The organism is Pseudomonas viciae, assembly GCF_004786035.1.
Taxonomy (GTDB): Bacteria; Pseudomonadota; Gammaproteobacteria; order Pseudomonadales; family Pseudomonadaceae; genus Aquipseudomonas; species Aquipseudomonas viciae.
This window is the reverse complement of record NZ_CP035088.1, coordinates 1,696,807-1,715,175: the sequence shown is the minus strand read 5'-3', so window position 1 is coordinate 1,715,175 and position 18,369 is coordinate 1,696,807. Positions and strand designations below refer to the sequence as shown.

General features: G+C 61.8%; 9 protein-coding genes. 5 read left to right on the top strand and 4 right to left on the bottom strand.

What is annotated here, in order from left to right; translation table 11 throughout:
• Positions 1-50: 50 nt before the first annotated feature.
• Positions 51-2,252: a patatin-like phospholipase family protein gene (locus EPZ47_RS07850; protein WP_135844265.1), complete on the top strand. Its 2,202-nt coding sequence runs from the start codon at positions 51-53 to the stop codon at positions 2,250-2,252.
• Positions 2,253-2,421: 169 nt separating this feature from the next.
• Here EPZ47_RS07850 and EPZ47_RS07845 read toward each other — a convergent pair whose 3' ends face one another.
• The 3 genes from EPZ47_RS07845 to recQ all read right to left on the bottom strand — a co-directional run bounded on the left by EPZ47_RS07845 (position 2,422) and on the right by recQ (position 7,205).
• The gene (locus EPZ47_RS07845; RefSeq protein WP_135844264.1) at positions 2,422-4,407 is read right to left on the bottom strand and encodes a FimV/HubP family polar landmark protein; all 1,986 of its coding nucleotides are present in this window, start codon (positions 4,405-4,407) and stop codon (positions 2,422-2,424) included.
• Positions 4,408-4,526: 119 nt separating this feature from the next.
• A complete protein-coding gene (locus tag EPZ47_RS07840; RefSeq protein ID WP_003199001.1) occupies positions 4,527-4,961 on the bottom strand; it encodes a MarR family transcriptional regulator in 435 nt (144 codons plus the stop codon).
• 117 nt (positions 4,962-5,078) lie between these two features.
• On the bottom strand, positions 5,079-7,205 hold the full coding sequence (recQ, locus tag EPZ47_RS07835; RefSeq protein ID WP_135844263.1) for a DNA helicase RecQ: 2,127 nt from the start codon (positions 7,203-7,205) through the stop codon (positions 5,079-5,081).
• A 419-nt stretch (positions 7,206-7,624) separates the two neighbouring features.
• Here recQ and EPZ47_RS07830 point away from each other — a divergent pair, with 419 nt between their 5' ends.
• Positions 7,625-8,212 (top strand): UPF0149 family protein, encoded by a 588-nt coding sequence (locus tag EPZ47_RS07830; protein WP_135844262.1) that lies wholly within the window; start codon positions 7,625-7,627, stop codon positions 8,210-8,212.
• Between the two features lie 8 nt (positions 8,213-8,220).
• Positions 8,221-8,616, top strand: coding sequence for a YbaN family protein (locus tag EPZ47_RS07825; protein WP_135844261.1), 396 nt, complete (start codon positions 8,221-8,223; stop codon positions 8,614-8,616).
• A gap of 94 nt (positions 8,617-8,710) precedes the next feature.
• Here EPZ47_RS07825 and EPZ47_RS07820 read toward each other — a convergent pair whose 3' ends face one another.
• Positions 8,711-16,540: a retention module-containing protein gene (locus tag EPZ47_RS07820; RefSeq protein WP_135844260.1), complete on the bottom strand. Its 7,830-nt coding sequence runs from the start codon at positions 16,538-16,540 to the stop codon at positions 8,711-8,713.
• On the opposite strand from EPZ47_RS07820, the gene EPZ47_RS07815 reads away from it, so the two are divergent.
• Entirely contained in the window at positions 16,527-16,808 is a 282-nt protein-coding gene (locus EPZ47_RS07815) for a hypothetical protein (RefSeq protein WP_135844259.1), read from the top strand. The two genes, EPZ47_RS07820 and EPZ47_RS07815, sit on opposite strands and share 14 nt — an antisense overlap.
• 183 nt (positions 16,809-16,991) lie before the next feature.
• A complete protein-coding gene (locus tag EPZ47_RS07810; protein WP_135844258.1) occupies positions 16,992-18,350 on the top strand; it encodes a TolC family outer membrane protein in 1,359 nt (452 codons plus the stop codon).
• Positions 18,351-18,369: the final 19 nt, after the last annotated feature.

The following is an 18,369-nucleotide window of genomic DNA, read 5'->3' as shown; positions in this document are numbered from 1 at the left end:
GAAGGCGTCGCTATAATACCCGCCTTTGATCGCCCGCCCCGAGATTGACGATGCGCCGCCTGCTGCCCTTCCTGCTTCTGCTGCTGTTGCCCCTGTTCGGCCACGCCAACGAGCCCACTGTCGAAGCACCGCGCCCGAAAATCGGCCTGGTGTTGTCCGGCGGCGCGGCGCGGGGGTTGGCGCACATTGGCGTGCTCAAGGCCCTGGAAGAGCAAGGCATCAAGATCGACGCCATTGCTGGCACCAGCATGGGCGCGGTGATCGGTGGGTTGTATGCCTCGGGCTACAAGATCGACGAACTGGAAAAACTCGCCCTGGGCATCGACTGGCAACAGGCGTTGTCCGACGCCCCGCCGCGCAAGGATGTGCCGTTCCGGCGCAAGCAGGATGATCGGGATTTCCTGGTGAAACAGAAACTGAGCTTTCGTGATGACGGCAGCCTCGGCTTGCCACTGGGGGTTATCCAGGGGCAAAACCTGGCCCTGCTGCTCGAAAGCCTGCTGGCCCACGCCAGCGACACCCGCGACTTCGACAAATTGCCAATCCCTTTCCGCGCGGTAGCGACCGACATCGCCAGCGGCGAAAAGGTGGTGTTCCGCAAGGGCCACTTGCCCAAGGTCATTCGCGCCAGCATGTCGATCCCGGCGGTGTTCGCCCCGGTGGAACTGGACGGCCGGCTGCTGGTGGACGGCGGCATGTCCGACAACATCCCGCTGGACGTGGCCCGGGAAATGGGCGTGGATGTAGCCATCGTGGTCGACATCGGCACGCCACTGCGCAACCGCAAGCAACTGGTGACGGTGCTCGACGTACTGAACCAGTCGACGACCTTGATGACCCGGCGCAACTCTGAAGAACAATTGGCGACGTTGAAGAAAGACGACGTGCTGATCCAACCGGCCCTGGCAAGCTTCGGCTCCACCGACTTCGGTCGGGCCCAGGACATGATCGACGCCGGCTACCGCGCCACGCAGATACTCAAGACCCGCCTGGCGCGCCTGCGTCCTGCCGAGCCAGCCGACCCCGTCCTCACGGCGGCGCGCACCCCGAGCGAACGCACACCGGTCATCACCGCGATCCGCGTGGAGAACGATTCGAAAGTCGGCGACGACGTGATTCGCTATTACGTTCGCCAGCAAATCGGCGAACCGCTGGACCTGGGTCGCTTGCAGACCGACATGGGCACCCTGTACGGCCTGGATTACTTCGAACAGGTGCAATACCGCGTGGTGCACAAAGGCCCGGACCACACGCTGGTCATCAGCGCCCGGGGCAAACGCACCGGCACCGATTACCTGCGACTGGGGCTGAGCCTGTCGGACGACATGCGCGGCGACAGCGCGTTCAACCTCGGCGCCAGCTACCGGGTCAACGGCATCAATCGCCTGGGCGCCGAATGGCTGACCCGCGTTCAGATCGGCGACAAGCAGGAGTTGTACAGCGAGTTCTATCAACCGTTGGACGTCGGCTCGCGCTACTTCATCGCGCCTTATGGGCAGTTTGAATCGCGGAACGTGGAATCCATCCTGGACAACGATCCAGTGGCCCAGTATCGCGTCGAACGCTATGGCTTTGGCCTCAACGTCGGCCGGCAAATCGGCAACAGCGGTGAAATCCGTTTCGGTGTCGGCCAGACTTGGGGCAAGGCCGATGTGCGCATTGGCGATCACGACCAGCCCAGCGAGAACTTCAATGAAGGTTTCTACGAGCTGAAATATTCCTTCGATTCCTTCGACAACGTGTACTTCCCCCATGAAGGGGAAGACATCGGCCTGACCTGGCGCCAGTACGAACCGGGGTTGGGTTCCGATGAGCGTTATCGCCAGTGGGAATTCAAGCTGGACAAGGCCCTGAGCAGCGGCCCGGACACCTTTATCCTGGGCGGGCGCTACGGTCGAACCCTGGACACCGCCGAAGTCGTGACGTCGAGCTTTGTACTGGGTGGGGCACGGCAATTGTCGGGCTTTCGCGAAGACGGCATATCCGGGCAGAACATCAGCCTGATGCGCGCCGTGTATTACCGCCGGCTCACGCCGCGAGCCTACCTGCCGCTGGACTTTCCGTTGTACATCGGCGGCTCGCTGGAGCGCGGCCGGGCGTGGAACAACGACAATGAATTCGACAGCGGCTACATCAATGCCGCCAGTATTTTCCTGGGTTTTGACACACCGCTGGGGCCATTGAATTTCAGTTATGGCTTTAACGATGATGATGAGCAGGCGGTGTATCTGAATCTGGGGCAGACGTTTTGATGAAGTGGGCGTTTGTCTGGGAAGGATTGACAGCCTGGCAGGCCGCCTTCGCGAGCAAGCCCGCTCCCATATTTCCCTGCGGTGTTCACATGACTGCTATTGACCACAATCCCTGTGGGAGCGGGCTTGCTCGCGAAGAGGCCAGTAGACTCAACATCCATCCATAGCTTCAACGAATCCCGGCCAGCAGCACCCGGGCAGTCTGCTTGAGGGGCTCATCCCCCTCTTCCAGCAACTCTTCAAGCAATGTGATGGCGGTTTTCAAGTCGCCATCATCGATGCAGTTCTGCGCCTGCTCCAGTTTGACCGAGTGTTCCGGTGCCTGCGTTTCGAAGGGAGCAGTTTCGAAAGAGACAGGTTCCAAGGACATGGACTCGAGGGGGAGTGGCTCCAGTTCCAGCGACTGCTCTTCATCGGCAAACCCATCGAGAAAGGCGTCGTCCAGCGATTCGGTTTCCAGTGGCGCGCCCCATTGCAGGTCCGACTCGTCGAACCCTGAGAGCGATAAGCCCTCGGTAGCGTCGGCAGCAGGCGATGGAGCAGCATTTTTTTCAGCAAGGTTATCCTCGGTGTCGGCCAGGTCCCAGTTGGTCTCCATGGACAGCGCATCGAGGTTCAACTCGAATTCATCGCCGGGCACGCTGGCAGGCTCAGGCGCAGGAACCATTGCCTGGGGTTCTACCGTCGCCGCCACGGGAGCGCTGATTACAGCGACCTTGGGATAGCGCCCGCGAATATCCTCCAGCATTCGGGCATCGACACCCTGGGTCAATAGATGATGCTCCTGGGCCTGGAAACCAATGACATCGCCCTGTTTACCCAATACTTCCAGCAACTTTAGACCCAGGTCGGTGCGTTCCGGCTCCGCCAGCAACGCGGCGCGCAGCAACCCCGCCGCCTCAGTGAAACGACCATAAGTCAGGTAAATCCCGACGCCTTCCAGCACATCTCCCAAAGGGGTGTCACCCTGGTTGAAGGACGCGGCGGCCTCGGGCGGCTGCGTGTCAGTGGCCGGGGCATAGGTGTCGATGTCGTCCTCCAACATCGGTTCGGGACGTCCGGGCATTGGCTCCACATCAGTTTGCGCCTGCTGCTGGCGCCGTCGAACGAACAGTAACAGCGCGAGCAACCCCAGCAGGCCCACCAGCCCCGCCATCCACAGCCAGTTGATGCCCTCTGGCTCCGTGACCGGTTCAGTCACCGGCGCTGCATCAACCGTCGGCTCCGACACGGGGGCCGTCGATTGCAGCGGCTCTGCAGGAACGGGGGCTGGGGTGACTTCGGCCAACTGCGTCTGCAATTCGCTGATCTGCTTGCGCTGGCCGGCGATTTCCTGGTCCTGGGCCTGGAGCCGGGCCTGCAGTTCGTCGATGGTTTTTTGTTGCTGCTGATTTTGCAGGAGACTGGCAGCCAATTGCTCGTCGGACGCCACGGAAGCCGATGCTGCCGCTGTTTGCGCGGGTGCCGGCAGCACGGCCGAATCAGGCAGCAGTAAGCGCTGCCCGATGGAGAGTCGATCGCTGCCGGGGTTCAGGGCCTGTATCCCTTGCACCAACTCGTTGACTGAAGCGTTGCTGCCGGCGTCATGCAGGCGCTGGGCGATAACCCACGGGTTGTCCCCCTGCACGACGGTGTAGCGCTTGCCCTGTATCGCCGGCGGCGGCTTGATGGCAGGCGTTGCCTGGGGCGATGAAGACTGGGAGGCGGAAGGTTCGTCACGGGCAGGCACGATACCCGGTGTGCCCGGCGGGTCGATCAGCACGGTGTATTCGCGCAACAGACGCCCGTTGGGCTGATTGAGTTGTACCAGGAAATTGAGGAACGGTTCCTCGACGGGCTTGCTGGAGGTCACCCGAATGAAACTGCGTTCACCGCGCAACACCGGCGTAAAGCGCAGGCTATTGAGAAAGAACACCCGCTCGACACCGGCGCGAGCGAAATCGTCCGGGCTCGCCAGGCTGGCCGACAGATCGCCCTCGTCAATCCCACTCGCATCGACCAGGGCAATTTCGGCACGCAACGGCTGGTTCAAGGCGGAATGGAGCGTAATCTCCCCCAACCCCAGCGCCGACGCCAAAGCCGAATACCCCAGGGCACCCACGACGACCGACACGTTGATCCAACTGCGCAACGTGGACTGCAAACTTCCAAGCATGGGCATCCCTTTCGATTACCAGAACCAACTTCGGCGTAAACGCATCCAATACGATCGCTTAGTACTGGTTATAGTTCGCTAACCACCGAATCTCAAAAGTCTGGCGCCGGGGATATGCCTCAGGATTTTTCCAGGTTGGCCAGGATCGTGCCGTGAACACGCATGCACACCCGCATGTCCGCCTCGTCAACGCCCTCGAACAATTCCCGACGCAATTGCGTGGCAATGGTTTCGATTTGTTCGATCAGCGGCAGGGCCGGTGCGCAGAGCACGATTTTCTTGGCTCGACGATCCTCGGCCACCGCTTGGCGCTGCACCAACCCCTGGGTTTCCAGGCTGTCGAGCAAGCGGGCCAGGGTCGGGCCTTCGACGGCGACGCTCTGGGCCAGTTCGCGCTGGGTCGGCGCCTGTTCGAAACGGGCCAGGTGCAGCAGCACCAGCCAGCGTGCCTGGGACAGACCGAGCCCCGCCAGGCGACGATCCAACTCAGCACGCCAGCCTCGGGACATTTGGGCCAGTTGCATGCCAAAACGGTGTTGATCGGTTAACGGCATATAAAAACTCATCAGATCTGAAATAGAAAAAACTAATTATTAGTCAGCTAAGCATGAGCTTCGGATTCAAGCAAGGTTTGCCCCGTACTGAATCGTTAAAGGAGCGTAACTCATTGATCAAACTTCGAATTCCGACTGCAACGCAGCCCTGACGCAATACAGGACGCCTTCAGGGACCCGGCCGACAAACAGCGCAGCGACTTCCGTCACCGGCGGCAACTCGCCTTCGCCATCCAGAAACGCATCCTGCACTTCGCCCATCAACTCCTCGGGCAGGTCCAGTGCCTGCTCAAGAGATAACTGCTGTTTGCCGATGGCCTCGGCCAGCATCGTGTAGACGTTTTTCTCAGAGCATTGCAGTTGCCCGGCGATCTGCAGCGGCGTCATGCCGGCCCGGGCCAGGGTGATCAGTTCGTGGCGTACATCGGCCACCACTTTCGGCGCCTCGACCTCGCCGCCCAGCACTTGGAGGAAGGCCTCGCCATAACGCTCCAGCTTGCGCGCGCCCACACCACTGACCCGGGCCATTTCGGCCAGGGACGTCGGTTGGCTGCGGAGCATTTCCAGCAGCGTCGAGTCGGGGAAAATGACGTACGGCGGCACGCCGTGTTCCTCGGCCAACTTGCGGCGCAAGGCGCGCAGGGCCTCCCACTGATCGCGCTCTTCGCCGCGCACCAGTTGGCTGGCCTGGCTCTTGCTGCTCTTGACCGCCGTCGCCGGCTTGAGGTCGCGGCGCAGTTCGAGGGTGACCTCGCCTTTGAGCAAGGGCCGGCAACTCGCACTCAGGCGCAGGCCGCCGTAGCCTTCCAGGTCGATGTCCGCCAGACCACGGGCTACCAGTTGTCGGAACAGTGAACGCCATTCGCTCTCGGTGCGGGCCTTGCCCACCCCGAATACCGAAAGATGCTGGTGGCCGAAGCTGCGGACCTTTTCGTTGTCCTTGCCCAGCAATACGTCCACCAGATGCCCCACGCCATAACGCTGGCCGGTGCGATAGATGGCCGACAAGGCCTGGCGGGCCGGTTCGGTGGCGTCCCAGGTTTCCACGCCATCGACGCAATTGTCGCAATGCCCGCAAGGCTGGGGCATGTCTTCGTCGAAATAGGCCAGCAGGGTCTGGCGACGGCAGCGGGTTTCTTCGCAGAGCGAGAGCATGGCGTCGAGCTTGTGCTGCTCCAGGCGCTTGTGGCGCTCGTCGCCCTCGGAGTTCTGCAGCATCTGCTTGAGCATCACCACGTCTTGCAGGCCGTAGGCCATCCAGGCGTCGGCCGGCAAGCCATCACGGCCGGCACGCCCGGTTTCCTGGTAATAGGCCTCGAGGGATTTGGGCAAGTCCAGGTGGGCGACGAAACGCACGTTGGGCTTGTCGATGCCCATGCCGAACGCCACCGTGGCCACCATGATCAGGCCTTCCTCGTTGAGGAAGCGCTTCTGGTGATAGGCCCGCAGGTCGTTGGGCAGCCCGGCGTGATACGGCAATGCAGGAAAACCCTGTTCACAAAGGAACGCCGCCACTTCGTCGACCTTCTTGCGCGACAGGCAGTAGACAATGCCGGCGTCGCTGCGCCGCTCGGCGATGAACGCCAGCAACTGCTTGCGCGGCTGCTCCTTGGGCACGATGCGATAGAAAATGTTCGGCCGGTCAAAGCTGGACAGGAACCGCTCGGCGTTCTGCAAATGCAGGCGCTCGACGATTTCTTCGCGGGTACGTTTGTCGGCGGTGGCGGTCAGGGCGATGCGCGGCACATCGGGGAACAGTTCCGCCAGTTGCCCCAATTGCAGGTATTCGCGACGGAAATCGTGGCCCCACTGGGACACACAGTGGGCTTCGTCGATGGCGAACAAGGCAATTTCCAGGCTCTGCAAGAACGCCAGCATGCGCGGCTGCACCAGGCGCTCCGGTGCCAGGTACAGCATCTTCACTTCGCCGCGCTTGATGCTCGCCGCCAGGTCCCGCTGCTGCTCGGCGCTGAGGGTGGAGTTCAGCGCTGCAGCGGCAACACCCAGTTCTTCAAGGGTCGCGACCTGGTCGTCCATCAATGCGATCAGCGGCGAGACCACCACCGCCAGGCCATTGCGCAACAGCGCCGGCACCTGGAAGCACAAGGACTTGCCACCGCCGGTGGGCATGAGCACCAGGGCATCGCCACCGCTGGCCACGCGCTCAATAATGGCACCCTGGCGGCCACGGAAACTGTCGTAGCCGAAGATGTCCTTGAGGACGCGTTGAGCCTGTTCGAGCATAGAAACTCCAAAAATCACCGAAACGTCCCTGCAAGGCTGGTTCAGAATCTCAAACGCTGCACCGGCAAATCGTAAGTGCGCATTTCGGACCAACGGGACGCCGCAGGGCATCACAAAACGCGGCAGTATACCCGAGGCCTTCGTTGCGAAGGGTGATGCTGACAAGAGGTGATCAAGTAGACGATTGCACGCCATGCGCCCTGTAGGAGCTGCCGAGTGCAACGAGGCTGCGATCTTTCCACTGCCCATTGAGTCGAGAGACGAAAGATCAAGATCAAAAGATCGCAGCCTTCGGCAGCGCCTACAGGTATCGCGGCCCGCCCGTGCGCCCAAGTGGAGGCAAATACGCCACGCGGCTGGCCTGGGCGCTCAAGAAGGCCTAGAATTCCCGCATTGTTTATTCCCCAAGGTAGCCCGTAATGTCCTTCGCTGAGCAACTGACCCGCCTGCAAGTCTTCCTCGACGCCGATGAGCTGCACGAAGAGGCGCTGGATTACGTGGCCGCTCACGGCTATCTGACCGCCCTGTCGATCTGCGCCGAAACGGTGCCGGAGCGCGAGTGGATCGACGCCCTGTTCGCCGAAGAGCCGCATTACAGCGACGAAGCCCAGCGTGCTGAAATCGAAGCCACGCTGGTGGGCCTCAAGGCCCATATCGCCCGTCAGTTGGCGTCCGACGAAGAGTTCGAATTGCCATGCGAGCTGGACCTGGGCGATGACCCGGATGATTCGGAACTGCGTGGCTGGTGCATCGGCTTCATGGAAGGCGTGTTCCTGCGCGAAGCCGCCTGGTTCGAAACCGCCGAAGAGGAAGTCAGCGAAATGCTGCTGCCGATCATGGTCGGTTCCGGCCTGTTCGACGAACAACCGGAGTTTTCCGACATCGCCGCCGACGCGAACCTGATGGACGACATGATCGTGCAGATCCCGGAAGCCCTCACCGCCCTGTACCTGCTGTGCAACGCACCGGACGAGAAACCGGCGATCCTCAAGCCTCGCCACCACTGAGTAACCGGGTGCCCGCGCCCATCGGCAACCGCCCGCTGATCCTGCGTTACGCTCTACTGGCCATCGGCTGGTTGAGCGTGGTGCTGGGGGTCATCGGTATTTTCGTTCCCGTACTGCCCACCACCCCTTTCCTGCTACTGGCCGCTGCCTGCTTCGCCCGCAGCTCGCCACGTTTCTATCGCTGGCTGGTGGAACATCCCCGCCTCGGCCCCTGGATCAGCGACTACCTCAGCGGCAACGGCATCCCACTCAAGGGCAAGGTCTACGCCATCGGGCTGATGTGGGTGAGCATCCTCTTTTCCTGCTACCTGGTGCCCCTGCCGTGGGCGCGAGGGTTCATGCTCACCAGTGCGGTGTTGGTGACGGTCTACATTCTCAAGCAGAAGACATTGCGCAAGCCTTGAATGTGGCTCGAGCCTGGATCTCCTGTGGCTTCAGAAAAACAAAACCCGCCATTTTCCAGACCGGAAATCGCGGGTTTTGTTATTTCAGCTCATCTCACACCGTGTCCACCTTCAACGAATGGTCGTTCAACATTCCGTTGATGATGGTCGCCGTATCGGCGCCCGCGATCATCCCGTCCACGCCCGGCGTGACGCCGTAGTGGCTGGCCAGGTTGACGCCGGCCAGGTCGATGGTCTGGTTTGGCGTGGCGCCAGCGGTGGCGCTGACGTCGATGCTGGTCACGAGCGACGCGCCGCTACCGGTGACGGTGAAGTGCAGGTAATCGTCCAGTGACGCCGCACTGCCGTTTTCCCCCTGCAACAGCTGGGACAGATCGAGTTTATCGAGGCCGGGCGTGAAGTCGGTGATCACGTCGTGGCCGCTGTTGCCCGCTTGCCATTGGAAGGTATCGGCGCCGCTGCCACCAGTGAGGGTGTTGTTGCCCAGGCCGCCGATCAGCAAGTCGTCGCCGCCACCGCCATTGAGCACATCATTGCCCAATCCACCATTGATGCGGTTGCTGGCGCCGTCACCGGTGAGGGTATCGTTGAAGTTCGAACCGACCAGGTTTTCGATGCCCGCCAGTGTGTCGGTGCCGGCGCCCAAGGTGTTCTGCGCCGCCAACAGGCCCAGGTTGACGGTGACCCCGGCAGTCGCGTGAGCATAGCTCGCGGTGTCGTTGCCCGTGTCGCCATCGAGCAGGTCGTTGCCTGTGCCGCTGTAGAGCAAGTCATTGCCTGCCCCGCCATGCAAGGTGTTGTTGCCCGAACCTGCGCTGAGTATGTCGTTGCCGTCGCCCGCATTGAGGATGTTGTCGCCCTCGCCAGCCATCAGCACGTCGTCCCCGGCGGTGCCCGTCAGGGTATGACCCGCCTGGTAGCTGATGCCCACCGCCGCGCCGTCACTGCCGCCGTGGTTGTCGCTGGCGGTGTAGCTGCCGTGGAAATCCGGTGTGCTGTCCTGGGCACCGGCATAGTTGACGGTCATGGTCAGTTGATAGTTTTCCGCACCGTTGGGGTTGCCGCCGCTGCCATTGGCGATGTTGGTGACGTGAATCTGATAGTTGCCGGTCGCCGCCGCAGTGAACGAGGCACCGTCGCTGATCGCAATGAATGGCCCCCCATTGAGGGAGTACTCCAGGGCAATGCGACCGCCCGCCAGGTTGTGATCCAGGGTGAGGGTTTCGCCCTGTTTGAGGGTGATGTTGAGCCGGTCTTCATCGTTGGCGTTGTTGTTCGACACCATTCCCAGCGCACCGCTGACCACCAGCACCGCCGTCATGGTCGCGCTATTGGCGACGAAGGCGCTGCGGTTGAGGTTGATCGACTGCACGTTGTTGCCTGTGAAGCTGACCGTGCCGGTGCTGCCGGTGAAGTCCGCGCCCTTGGCGACCCAGCCGGTATTGAAGCTGGTGGGTGAAGCGGTGAGCGGATCACCATTGGCATCGCTGTCGTTGCCCAGCAGCAATTCTCCCGGTACCACGATGTTGCCTGACAGCACGTTGGTGATGATGTTGTCGTCCATCGCCACCGGTGGGCTATTGGGCACGACTTTGATCACCAGGTTGGAGCTGGCCAGGTCACCATCGTTGTCGCTGACGGTGTAGCCGATGTTTTCGGTGATCAATGTGCTGGTGGCGGTCTGGGAGGTATAGCTGAACGCACCGGTATCGAGGTTGACCACCAGGGTGCCGTCGTGGTCGGTGGCGATGCTCAGGGTGTTGGTGGTCGTGTTGAAGCTGCCGTGGTTGAGCCCGCCGCTGGCGGTCAGCGCGCCCTGGCCACCGTTGGCGGCCGGGTCGTAGCTGTACGTGGTGCCATCGACCACCAGGCTTTTGACAAACCCGCCGTCGGCGCCGAACGAACCACCCTCGCCCAACAAGCTGCCGGTGACCGGTATGCCTTGCACAGTGCCGGAGAGCACCGAGTTGAGCTGGTTCAGGTCGGTGACCACCACCGCGTTGGTGTTGGTGTGGGCACTGCCGTCGTAGGCCAGCGGGTCGAGATGGGCGTTGCTGACGCCGCTGCCCAGGCCGATGGCGTAGTTCTTGATGCCGTTGGCGTCGAGGAAGGCCTTCCACGCAGCTTCGTCCGCCGCACCGGTTTCCTGGCCCGAGGTCGGTTTACCGTCAGAGAAGAAGTAGCCGATGTTCTGCGCCCCGGTCAGTTGCCCGGACGTGACGAACGCAGTCTTGGCCGCCGCCACCGCCGCATCGTAGTTGGTCCCGCCATCGGCTGTCAGGCTGGCGAGGAGCGTCTTGGCGGTGGCCACGTCGACCCACACCGACGTCTGGTCGGTGGCGCTGCTGCTGAACGTCACCAACTGGACTTTGACATCCCCCAGGTCGTCGTATTTGTCGAGCAAGGCGCTGATCGCCTGTTTCGCCAGATCCAACCGCGACAGCCCGGGCACCCCGGAGGCATCGGCCATGCTGCCAGACACGTCGAGGACGATCAGCAGGTTCGAATCGATCTCCACCGCCGTCACCGAACGCTCGGAGGCAACGGCTTTGGGCACATCGTCGACGATACTCACCACCAGGATGCCGGTGACGCTGTTGCCCAAAGAATCCGTGGCCTGATAGGTGAAGTTTTCGCTCAACACGTTCGGGCCATCGTTGGCGTTGGGCGTCGTCGTGGCCGGCGAGGTCAAGGTGTAGGTGTAGGAACCATCGGGGTTGAGCAACAGTTGGCCATGGGCGCCGGTGCCATTTCCGACCAGGGCGAAGGTCACTGCGCCCGTGGCGCCGGTCACCGAACCGACAAGGCTGCCGGTGGCGGTTTCGCTGGTGGCGCTCGGGTCGCTGCCGGTGACAGTGCCGGGCGCCAAGTCCTGGCCGTCCTGTTTCAGGTCGAGGGCTTTTTCGTAGACAGTAATGTCCTGGTCGGTTTCGGCGACCAGGCAACTGTCGTGCACATCAATGGTGAGGGTGGTGGTGCTTTCATCGCCGTCGGCATCGCGCACGGTGTAGGTGAATACATCGGTGGCGCCCGCTGCGCCGACAGCGTCCGGATTGCTGTGATAGACAGCATTGCCGTTGGCGTCCAGGGTCAGGTAACCGTAGGTCCCGTTGATTTGGGTGTTGAGGCCACTGGTGGCGGGGCTCGAGGTGTCATTGCCGGCGCGCACACCGATGACTGCACCGCCATCGGCGCCGAGCACGTCGTTGTCCAGCACGTTGCCATTGACCGTCCCGCCCTCCACCACCGAGGCGGAATCACTGTGAGCCTTGGGCACATCGTCAACGATCTCGATGACGATAGTGTTGGTGACGGTATTGCCCAGGGAGTCCGTGGCCTGATAAGTGAAGCTCTCACTCAGCAGGTTCGGGCCATCGTTGGCGTTGGGTGTCGTCGTGGCCGGCGAGGTCAGGGTGTAGGTGTACGAACCATCAGGCTGGAGCGCTAGCTGACCGTAAGCGCCGTTAGCATTGCCCACCAAAGCGAAGGTGACAGCACCGATGGCACCGCTGACCGAGCCGACAAGGCTGCCGCTGGCAGTCTCGCTGGTGGCGCTCGGGGCGCTGCCGGTGACGGTGCCGGGGGCCAGGTCCTGACCGTCCTGGTTCAGGTCGAGGGCTTTTTCGTAGACGCTGATTTCCTGATCTGGCGTGGCGACGAGGCAGATATCGTGGACATCGATGGTGATAGTGGTAGTGCTTTCATCGCCGTCGGCATCACGCACGGTGTAGGTGAACACATCGGTGGCACCTGGGGCGCTGACGGTGTTCGGATTGCTGTGGTAGACGGCGTTGCCGTTGGCATCCAGGGTCAGGTAGCCGTAGGTGCCGTTGATCTGGGTGTTCAAGTCGCCAATCGCCGGGGTCGAGGTGTCGTTGCCGGCGCGCACACCAATCACCATGCCGCCGTCCGCGCCAAGTACGTCGTTGTCCAGCACATTGCCGTTGACCGTGCCGCCCTCCAGCACCGAGGCAACATCGGCATGGGCGCTGGGCACGTCGTCGACGATCTCGATAACGATGGTGCTGGTGACGGTATTGCCCAACGAGTCTGTGGCTTGGTAGGTGAAGCTTTCGCTCAACACGTTCGGGCCATCGTTGGCGTGGGGCGTGGTCGTGGCTGGCGCCGTCAGGGTGTAGGTATAGGAGCCGTCGGGTTGAAGCGACAGTTGACCGTAGGCACCGGTGGCGTTGCCCACTAGCGCGAACGTGACTGCGCCAACGGCGCCGCTGACCGAGCCGACAAGGCTGCCGCTGGCAGTCTCGCTGGTGGCGCTCGGGGCGCTGCCGGTGACGGTGCCGGGGGCCAGGTCCTGACCGTCCTGGTTCAGGTCGAGGGCTTTTTCGTAAACGCTGATTTCCTGATCTGGCGTGGCGACGAGGCAAACATCGTGGACATCGATGGTGATAGTGGTAGTGCTTTCATCGCCGTCGGCATCACGCACGGTGTAGGTGAACACATCGGTGGCACCTGGGGCGCTGACGGTGTTCGGATTGCTGTGGTAGACGGCGTTGCCGTTGGCGTCCAGAGTCAGGTAGCCGTAGGTGCCGTTGATCTGGGTGTTCAAGCCGCCAATCGCCGGGGTCGAGGTGTCGTTGCCAGCGCGCACGCCGATCACCGCCCCACTCGCGGCCGGCCCGTCGGCACCGCCTTCGTCGTTATTCAGGACGTTGCCACTGACCGTTCCGCCTTCATCCACCGAAGCGGAATCGGCATGGGCGGTGGGCAGGTCGTCGACGATGTTCACATCCAGGTTGCCGTTGGCGGTGGTGCCGTTGTCATCAGTCACGACGACCGCAAATTGCTCGCTCAGGCTGTTGGCACCGCTGGCATTTGGATGAGCTTCGTTGTCCAGCAAGGTGTAGCTGTAACTCACCACGCCGGTGGCAGCGTTGAAACCGGTGATGGTCAACGTGTTGCCGAGTGCGGTGGTTATCGATTGTGGGAAACCAGCCGCCACGCCACCGCTGACCACGTTGATGCCGCCAACACTTAGGGTTTGCACACCATCCAGCGCGGTGACGGTGAAGGTTCCGCTTTGAGTCAGGGCCGGTGCATCCGGGCTGCTGCCGTCGCTGAGGTTTTTCTCCCGGACCGTCAGTTCGCCGCCCTCACTGTCGAGGCCGTCGATGATCACAGGATCGTCATTGTTGTGGACTTGCAGCACCAGGTTCGCGGTGCTGGTATCGCCGTCGGCATCGGTCAGGGTGTAGGTGAAGGTTTCGCTGCCGTTACCACCGCCATGCAAGCCTTTGAAATCTGCATCGGCCGTGTTGAGCGTGTAGGTGTAGGAGCCGTCGGCGTTGAGCACCAGAGTGCCGTAGGTTCCAGTGAAAGTGCCCGGAGTAATAGGGCCCGAAGCCACATGGTCGGCGCCTTCGGTGTCGTTGGTCAGCACGCTGCCGGTCAGCGTCAGGGTGGTTTCCGAGGCGGTGTTGGCGTTGCTGTCGTCCACGGCCTTAGGCAGGTCATCGACGATGTTCACGTCCAGGTTGCCGTTGGCGGTGGTGCCGTTGTCATCAGTCACGACGACCGCAAATTGCTCGCTCAGGCTGTTGGCACCGCTGGCATTTGGATGAGCTTCGTTGTCCAGCAAGGTGTAGCTGTAACTCACCACGCCGGTGGCGGCGTTGAAGCCGGTGATGGTCAGGGTGTTGCCCAACGCGGTGGTAATCGATTGTGGGAAACCGGCAGCCACGCCACCGCTGACCACGTTGATGCCGCCAACGCTCAGGGTCTGCACACCGTCCAGCGCGGTGACGGTAAAAGTTCCGCTCTGGGTCAGTGCCGGTGCATCCGGGCTGCTACCGTCGCTGAGGTTTTTCTCCTGGACCGTCAGTTCGCCGCCTTCGCTGTCGAGGCCGTCAATGATCACAGGATCGTCATTGTTGTGGACTTGCAGCACCAGATTGGCGGTGCTGGTATCGCCGTCGGCGTCGGTCAGGGTGTAGGTGAAGGTTTCGCTGCCATTGCCGCCACCGTGCAGACCTTTGAAATCTGCATCGGCGGTGTTGAGCGTGTAGGTGTAGGACCCATCGGCGTTGAGCACCAGAGTCCCGTAGGTGCCGGTGAAGGTGCCCGGAGTAATAGGACCCGAAGCCACATGGTCGGCGCCTTCGGTGTCGTTGGTCAGCACGCTGCCAGTCAGTGTCAGGTTGGTTTCCGAGGCGGTGTTGGCGTTGCTGTCGTCCACGGCCTTAGGCAGGTCATCGACGATGTTCACGTCCAGGTTGCCGTTGGCGGTGGTGCCGTTGTCATCAGTCACGACGACGGCAAATTGCTCGCTCAGGCTGTTGGCACCGCTGGCATTTGGATGAGCTTCGTTGTCCAGCAAGGTGTAGCTGTAGCTCACCACGCCGGTGGCGGCGTTGAAGCCGGTAATGGTCAACGTGTTGCCGAGTGCAGTGGTAATCGATTGTGGGAAACCAGCCGCCACGCCACCGCTGACCACGTTGATGCCGCCAACGCTCAGGGTCTGCACACCGTCCAGCGCGGTGACGGTAAAAGTTCCGCTCTGGGTCAGTGCCGGTGCATCCGGGCTGCTACCGTCGCTGAGGTTTTTCTCCTGGACCGTCAGTTCGCCGCCTTCACTGTCGAGGCCGTCGATGATCACAGGATCGTCATTGTTGTGGACTTGCAGCACCAGGTTCGCGGTGCTGGTATCGCCGTCGGCATCGGTCAGGGTGTAGGTGAAGGTTTCGGTGCCGCTTCCTCCACCGTGCAGCGCGACGAATTGTGGATCGCTGGTGTTCAGGGTGTAGGTGTACGTACCGTTGGGGTTGAGCACCAGGGTGCCGTAGGTGCCGGTGAAGGTCCCGCCAATGATCGGCCCGCTGTCGGGGCCCGTGGGGATACGGTCGGCGCCCTGATGGTCGTTGGGCAATACGTTGCCGGTGAGGGTAACGAGGGTTTCCGATGCCGTGCTGGCGTGACTGTCGTCGATGGCCTGGGGCACGTCGTCGGTGATGTTGACGTCCAGGGTACCGGTGGCGGTGTCGCCATCGGTGTCGACGGCCACGACCGGGAACTGTTCGGTGATGCTGTTGGCCCCGCCGCCGGCAGGGTGATTTTCATTGTCCCCCAGGGTGTAGCTGTAGCTGACCACGCCAGTGGTCGGGTTGTAGCCGGTGATGGTCAACGTGTTGCCCAGCGCCGAGGTGACGGTTTGAGGAAAGCCTGTGGGCACACCGCCGGCAATCACACTGATGCCGCCGATGCTCAGGCTGCTCAACCCATCGGGGGCAGAAATGGTGAAGGTGCCGTTTTGTACCAGCGCCCCTGGATTGCTCGCCGAACCATCGGCCAGATTGGCCTCGTTGGTGGTCAGTTCGCCGCCTTCCACCTCCACGCCATCGAGGGTCACGGGGTTGTCTGGAGGCGTCACTGGCGGCACCGTCCCGTCGTCGCCACCGTTATCCGGATCACCGGCCAGGCGCAGCTCTGGAAACTCGGGAATCCCGTTGAACCCGGCCGTAGGGAAACCGATCAGCGGGTCAACCTCCCCGCCGACTTCTTCCAGCAGCACAAAACTGTGCCCACCACCCACGCCCCCGGGGTTACCGCCCTCGGGGCCTGCGGCCGTGGCTTCGCCGGTCTGGGTCGGGTCGGCGCCGGCGGCGATGGCTTGTTGCAGCTTTTGCACATCGGTCAACTGTGCGTCACTCGGCGTCACCGCTTCAGGCGTGTCGACATGGGGTGCATGGTTGGCGAGCAACTGCGGGGTCAGGGTCAGGTTGCTTTCGCGACCCAAGGTCAATTCCCTGCCGTTCTGCAAATGCACCGCCACGGCCCCTTCGCTCCCGGTGATCAGGTGTTCGCCGGCATAGAGCCGATCGCCTTCAACCAGAGGCCGCCGCAGGCCGCCGGCCGCTTCTGCGAAAACCTGTCCTACCACCTTACTGACGGTACCGATGAGCGCTGCCATGTGCATTCCTCCGTTGCCAACCGCGGTTGGCACCTGTCTGGGTGAAGAATTCGTGCTCAGGTTGGCGGCCAGACAATCTGGAAAATCTGCCAGCTTTCGTGCTGTGGAAGACGCTAGCCATTCGCCACAACGACAAAAAACCGTCACTAAAAACCGCCCCGTATTTCACCTTTTCGCCGCTTCTTCACATCGTTTAAAAATTTGCCTGGAACTTTTATTGACGCCTAAAAGCCGTCAGAACCCGCAGATTCAAAGGCTTTCGCTTTGAACAATGTGCTGGTTTTTTCCAAGCACATAAGTTTTTTTCGGCATAACCCTTATGAAAAATCCTTCTTAGGTTTTGCGCAGGATGTTCTTAGCTGTGTTGTTACAAGCTTGAAACGGTTTTGATCTCAAATACGCCAATATTTTGGCGACAGCCAAGCACTATAGACCTAAGGAGATGCACCCCATGCGCGTTCTCACCCCTCTCTACTGCGCAGTTTTGCTGGCCATGGCCTGCTCTTCTCACGCACAGGCGATGTCGTTGACCGAAGCGATCCAAAGCACCATCGCCACTCACCCGGAGCTGGCACAACGGGTGGATAGCCGTCTATCGGCCAATGAAGATGTGAAAGTCGCCAGGGGGGGCTTTTTTCCATCGGTGGACTTGAATGCCGGTTACGGCCGTGGCTACAGCGACAACACCAACACCCGGGCCCAGGGCAATCACCACACCAATATCCTGACCTACACCCAATCGGAGCTGCGCCTGCGGCAGATGATCTTCGACGGGTTCAACACCGCCAATGAAGTGGAGCGCACCAAGGGGGTGGTCAACTCACGGGCCTATTACGCCCAGGGCACCGCCCAGGATCTGGCGCTGCGCACCATCGAGGTCTACCTGGAAGTGCTCAAGCGGCGCGAACTGGTGACCCTGGCCAAGAACAACCTGCAAGCGCACCTGCGGGTCAACGATCAGATCGGCCTGCGCACCGAGCGTGGGGTGGGCAGCACCGCCGACTCCGACCAGTCCAATGCCCGTCGGGCCCTGGCGGAAAACAACTACGACACTGCCCAGGTTGACCTGGCCGACGCCGAGGCGAATTTCTATAGCGTGGTCGGGCGCATGCCCGATGAGCTGGAAGCCCCGCCATCGACCAAAGGTGAAATGCCCGCCGACCTGCGCGAAGCCCAGCAAAGCATGGTCGATAACAATCCGTACCTGAAATCGGCCCAGGCCGACATACAGTCCGCCGAGAGCCAGTACGAAGTGGCCAAGTCGCCTTTCTATCCGCGCTTCGATGCCGAGGCCGCCGTGGGCGCCAATAACAACATCGGTGGCGAAGAGGGCCACGACAACAACTGGCGGGTCGGTGTAGTGATGAACTACAACCTGTTCCGTGGCGGCAGCGACAAGGCCCGGCTGGCGTCCAACGCCCACCAGATCAACCAGGCCATGGACATCCGCAACAACGCCCTGCGCCAGCTCAACGAAGACACGCGCCTGGCCTGGAACGCGATGAACAACGCCCGCAAACAGACCCCCACCGCCCGGGAATACGCCGAAACCACCTCCCGCGTGCGCGCCGCGTACCAGGATCAGTTCGGCCTCGGTCAGCGGACCTTGCTTGATGTGCTCGACAGTGAAAACGAGCTGTACAACGCCAACCGTCGCTACACCGAGGTGCGCTACACCGAGGAGTACTCGATGTACCGGGTGCTGGCGAATATGGGCCTGCTGTTGCACAAACAACGGATCGTACTGCCGGCCGATGCGGTCGCGCAGACCGAAGTCAAGAATCAGGCACAGCTGCCCGAACTGAAGTAGCCCAGTGGGAGCGATCAAT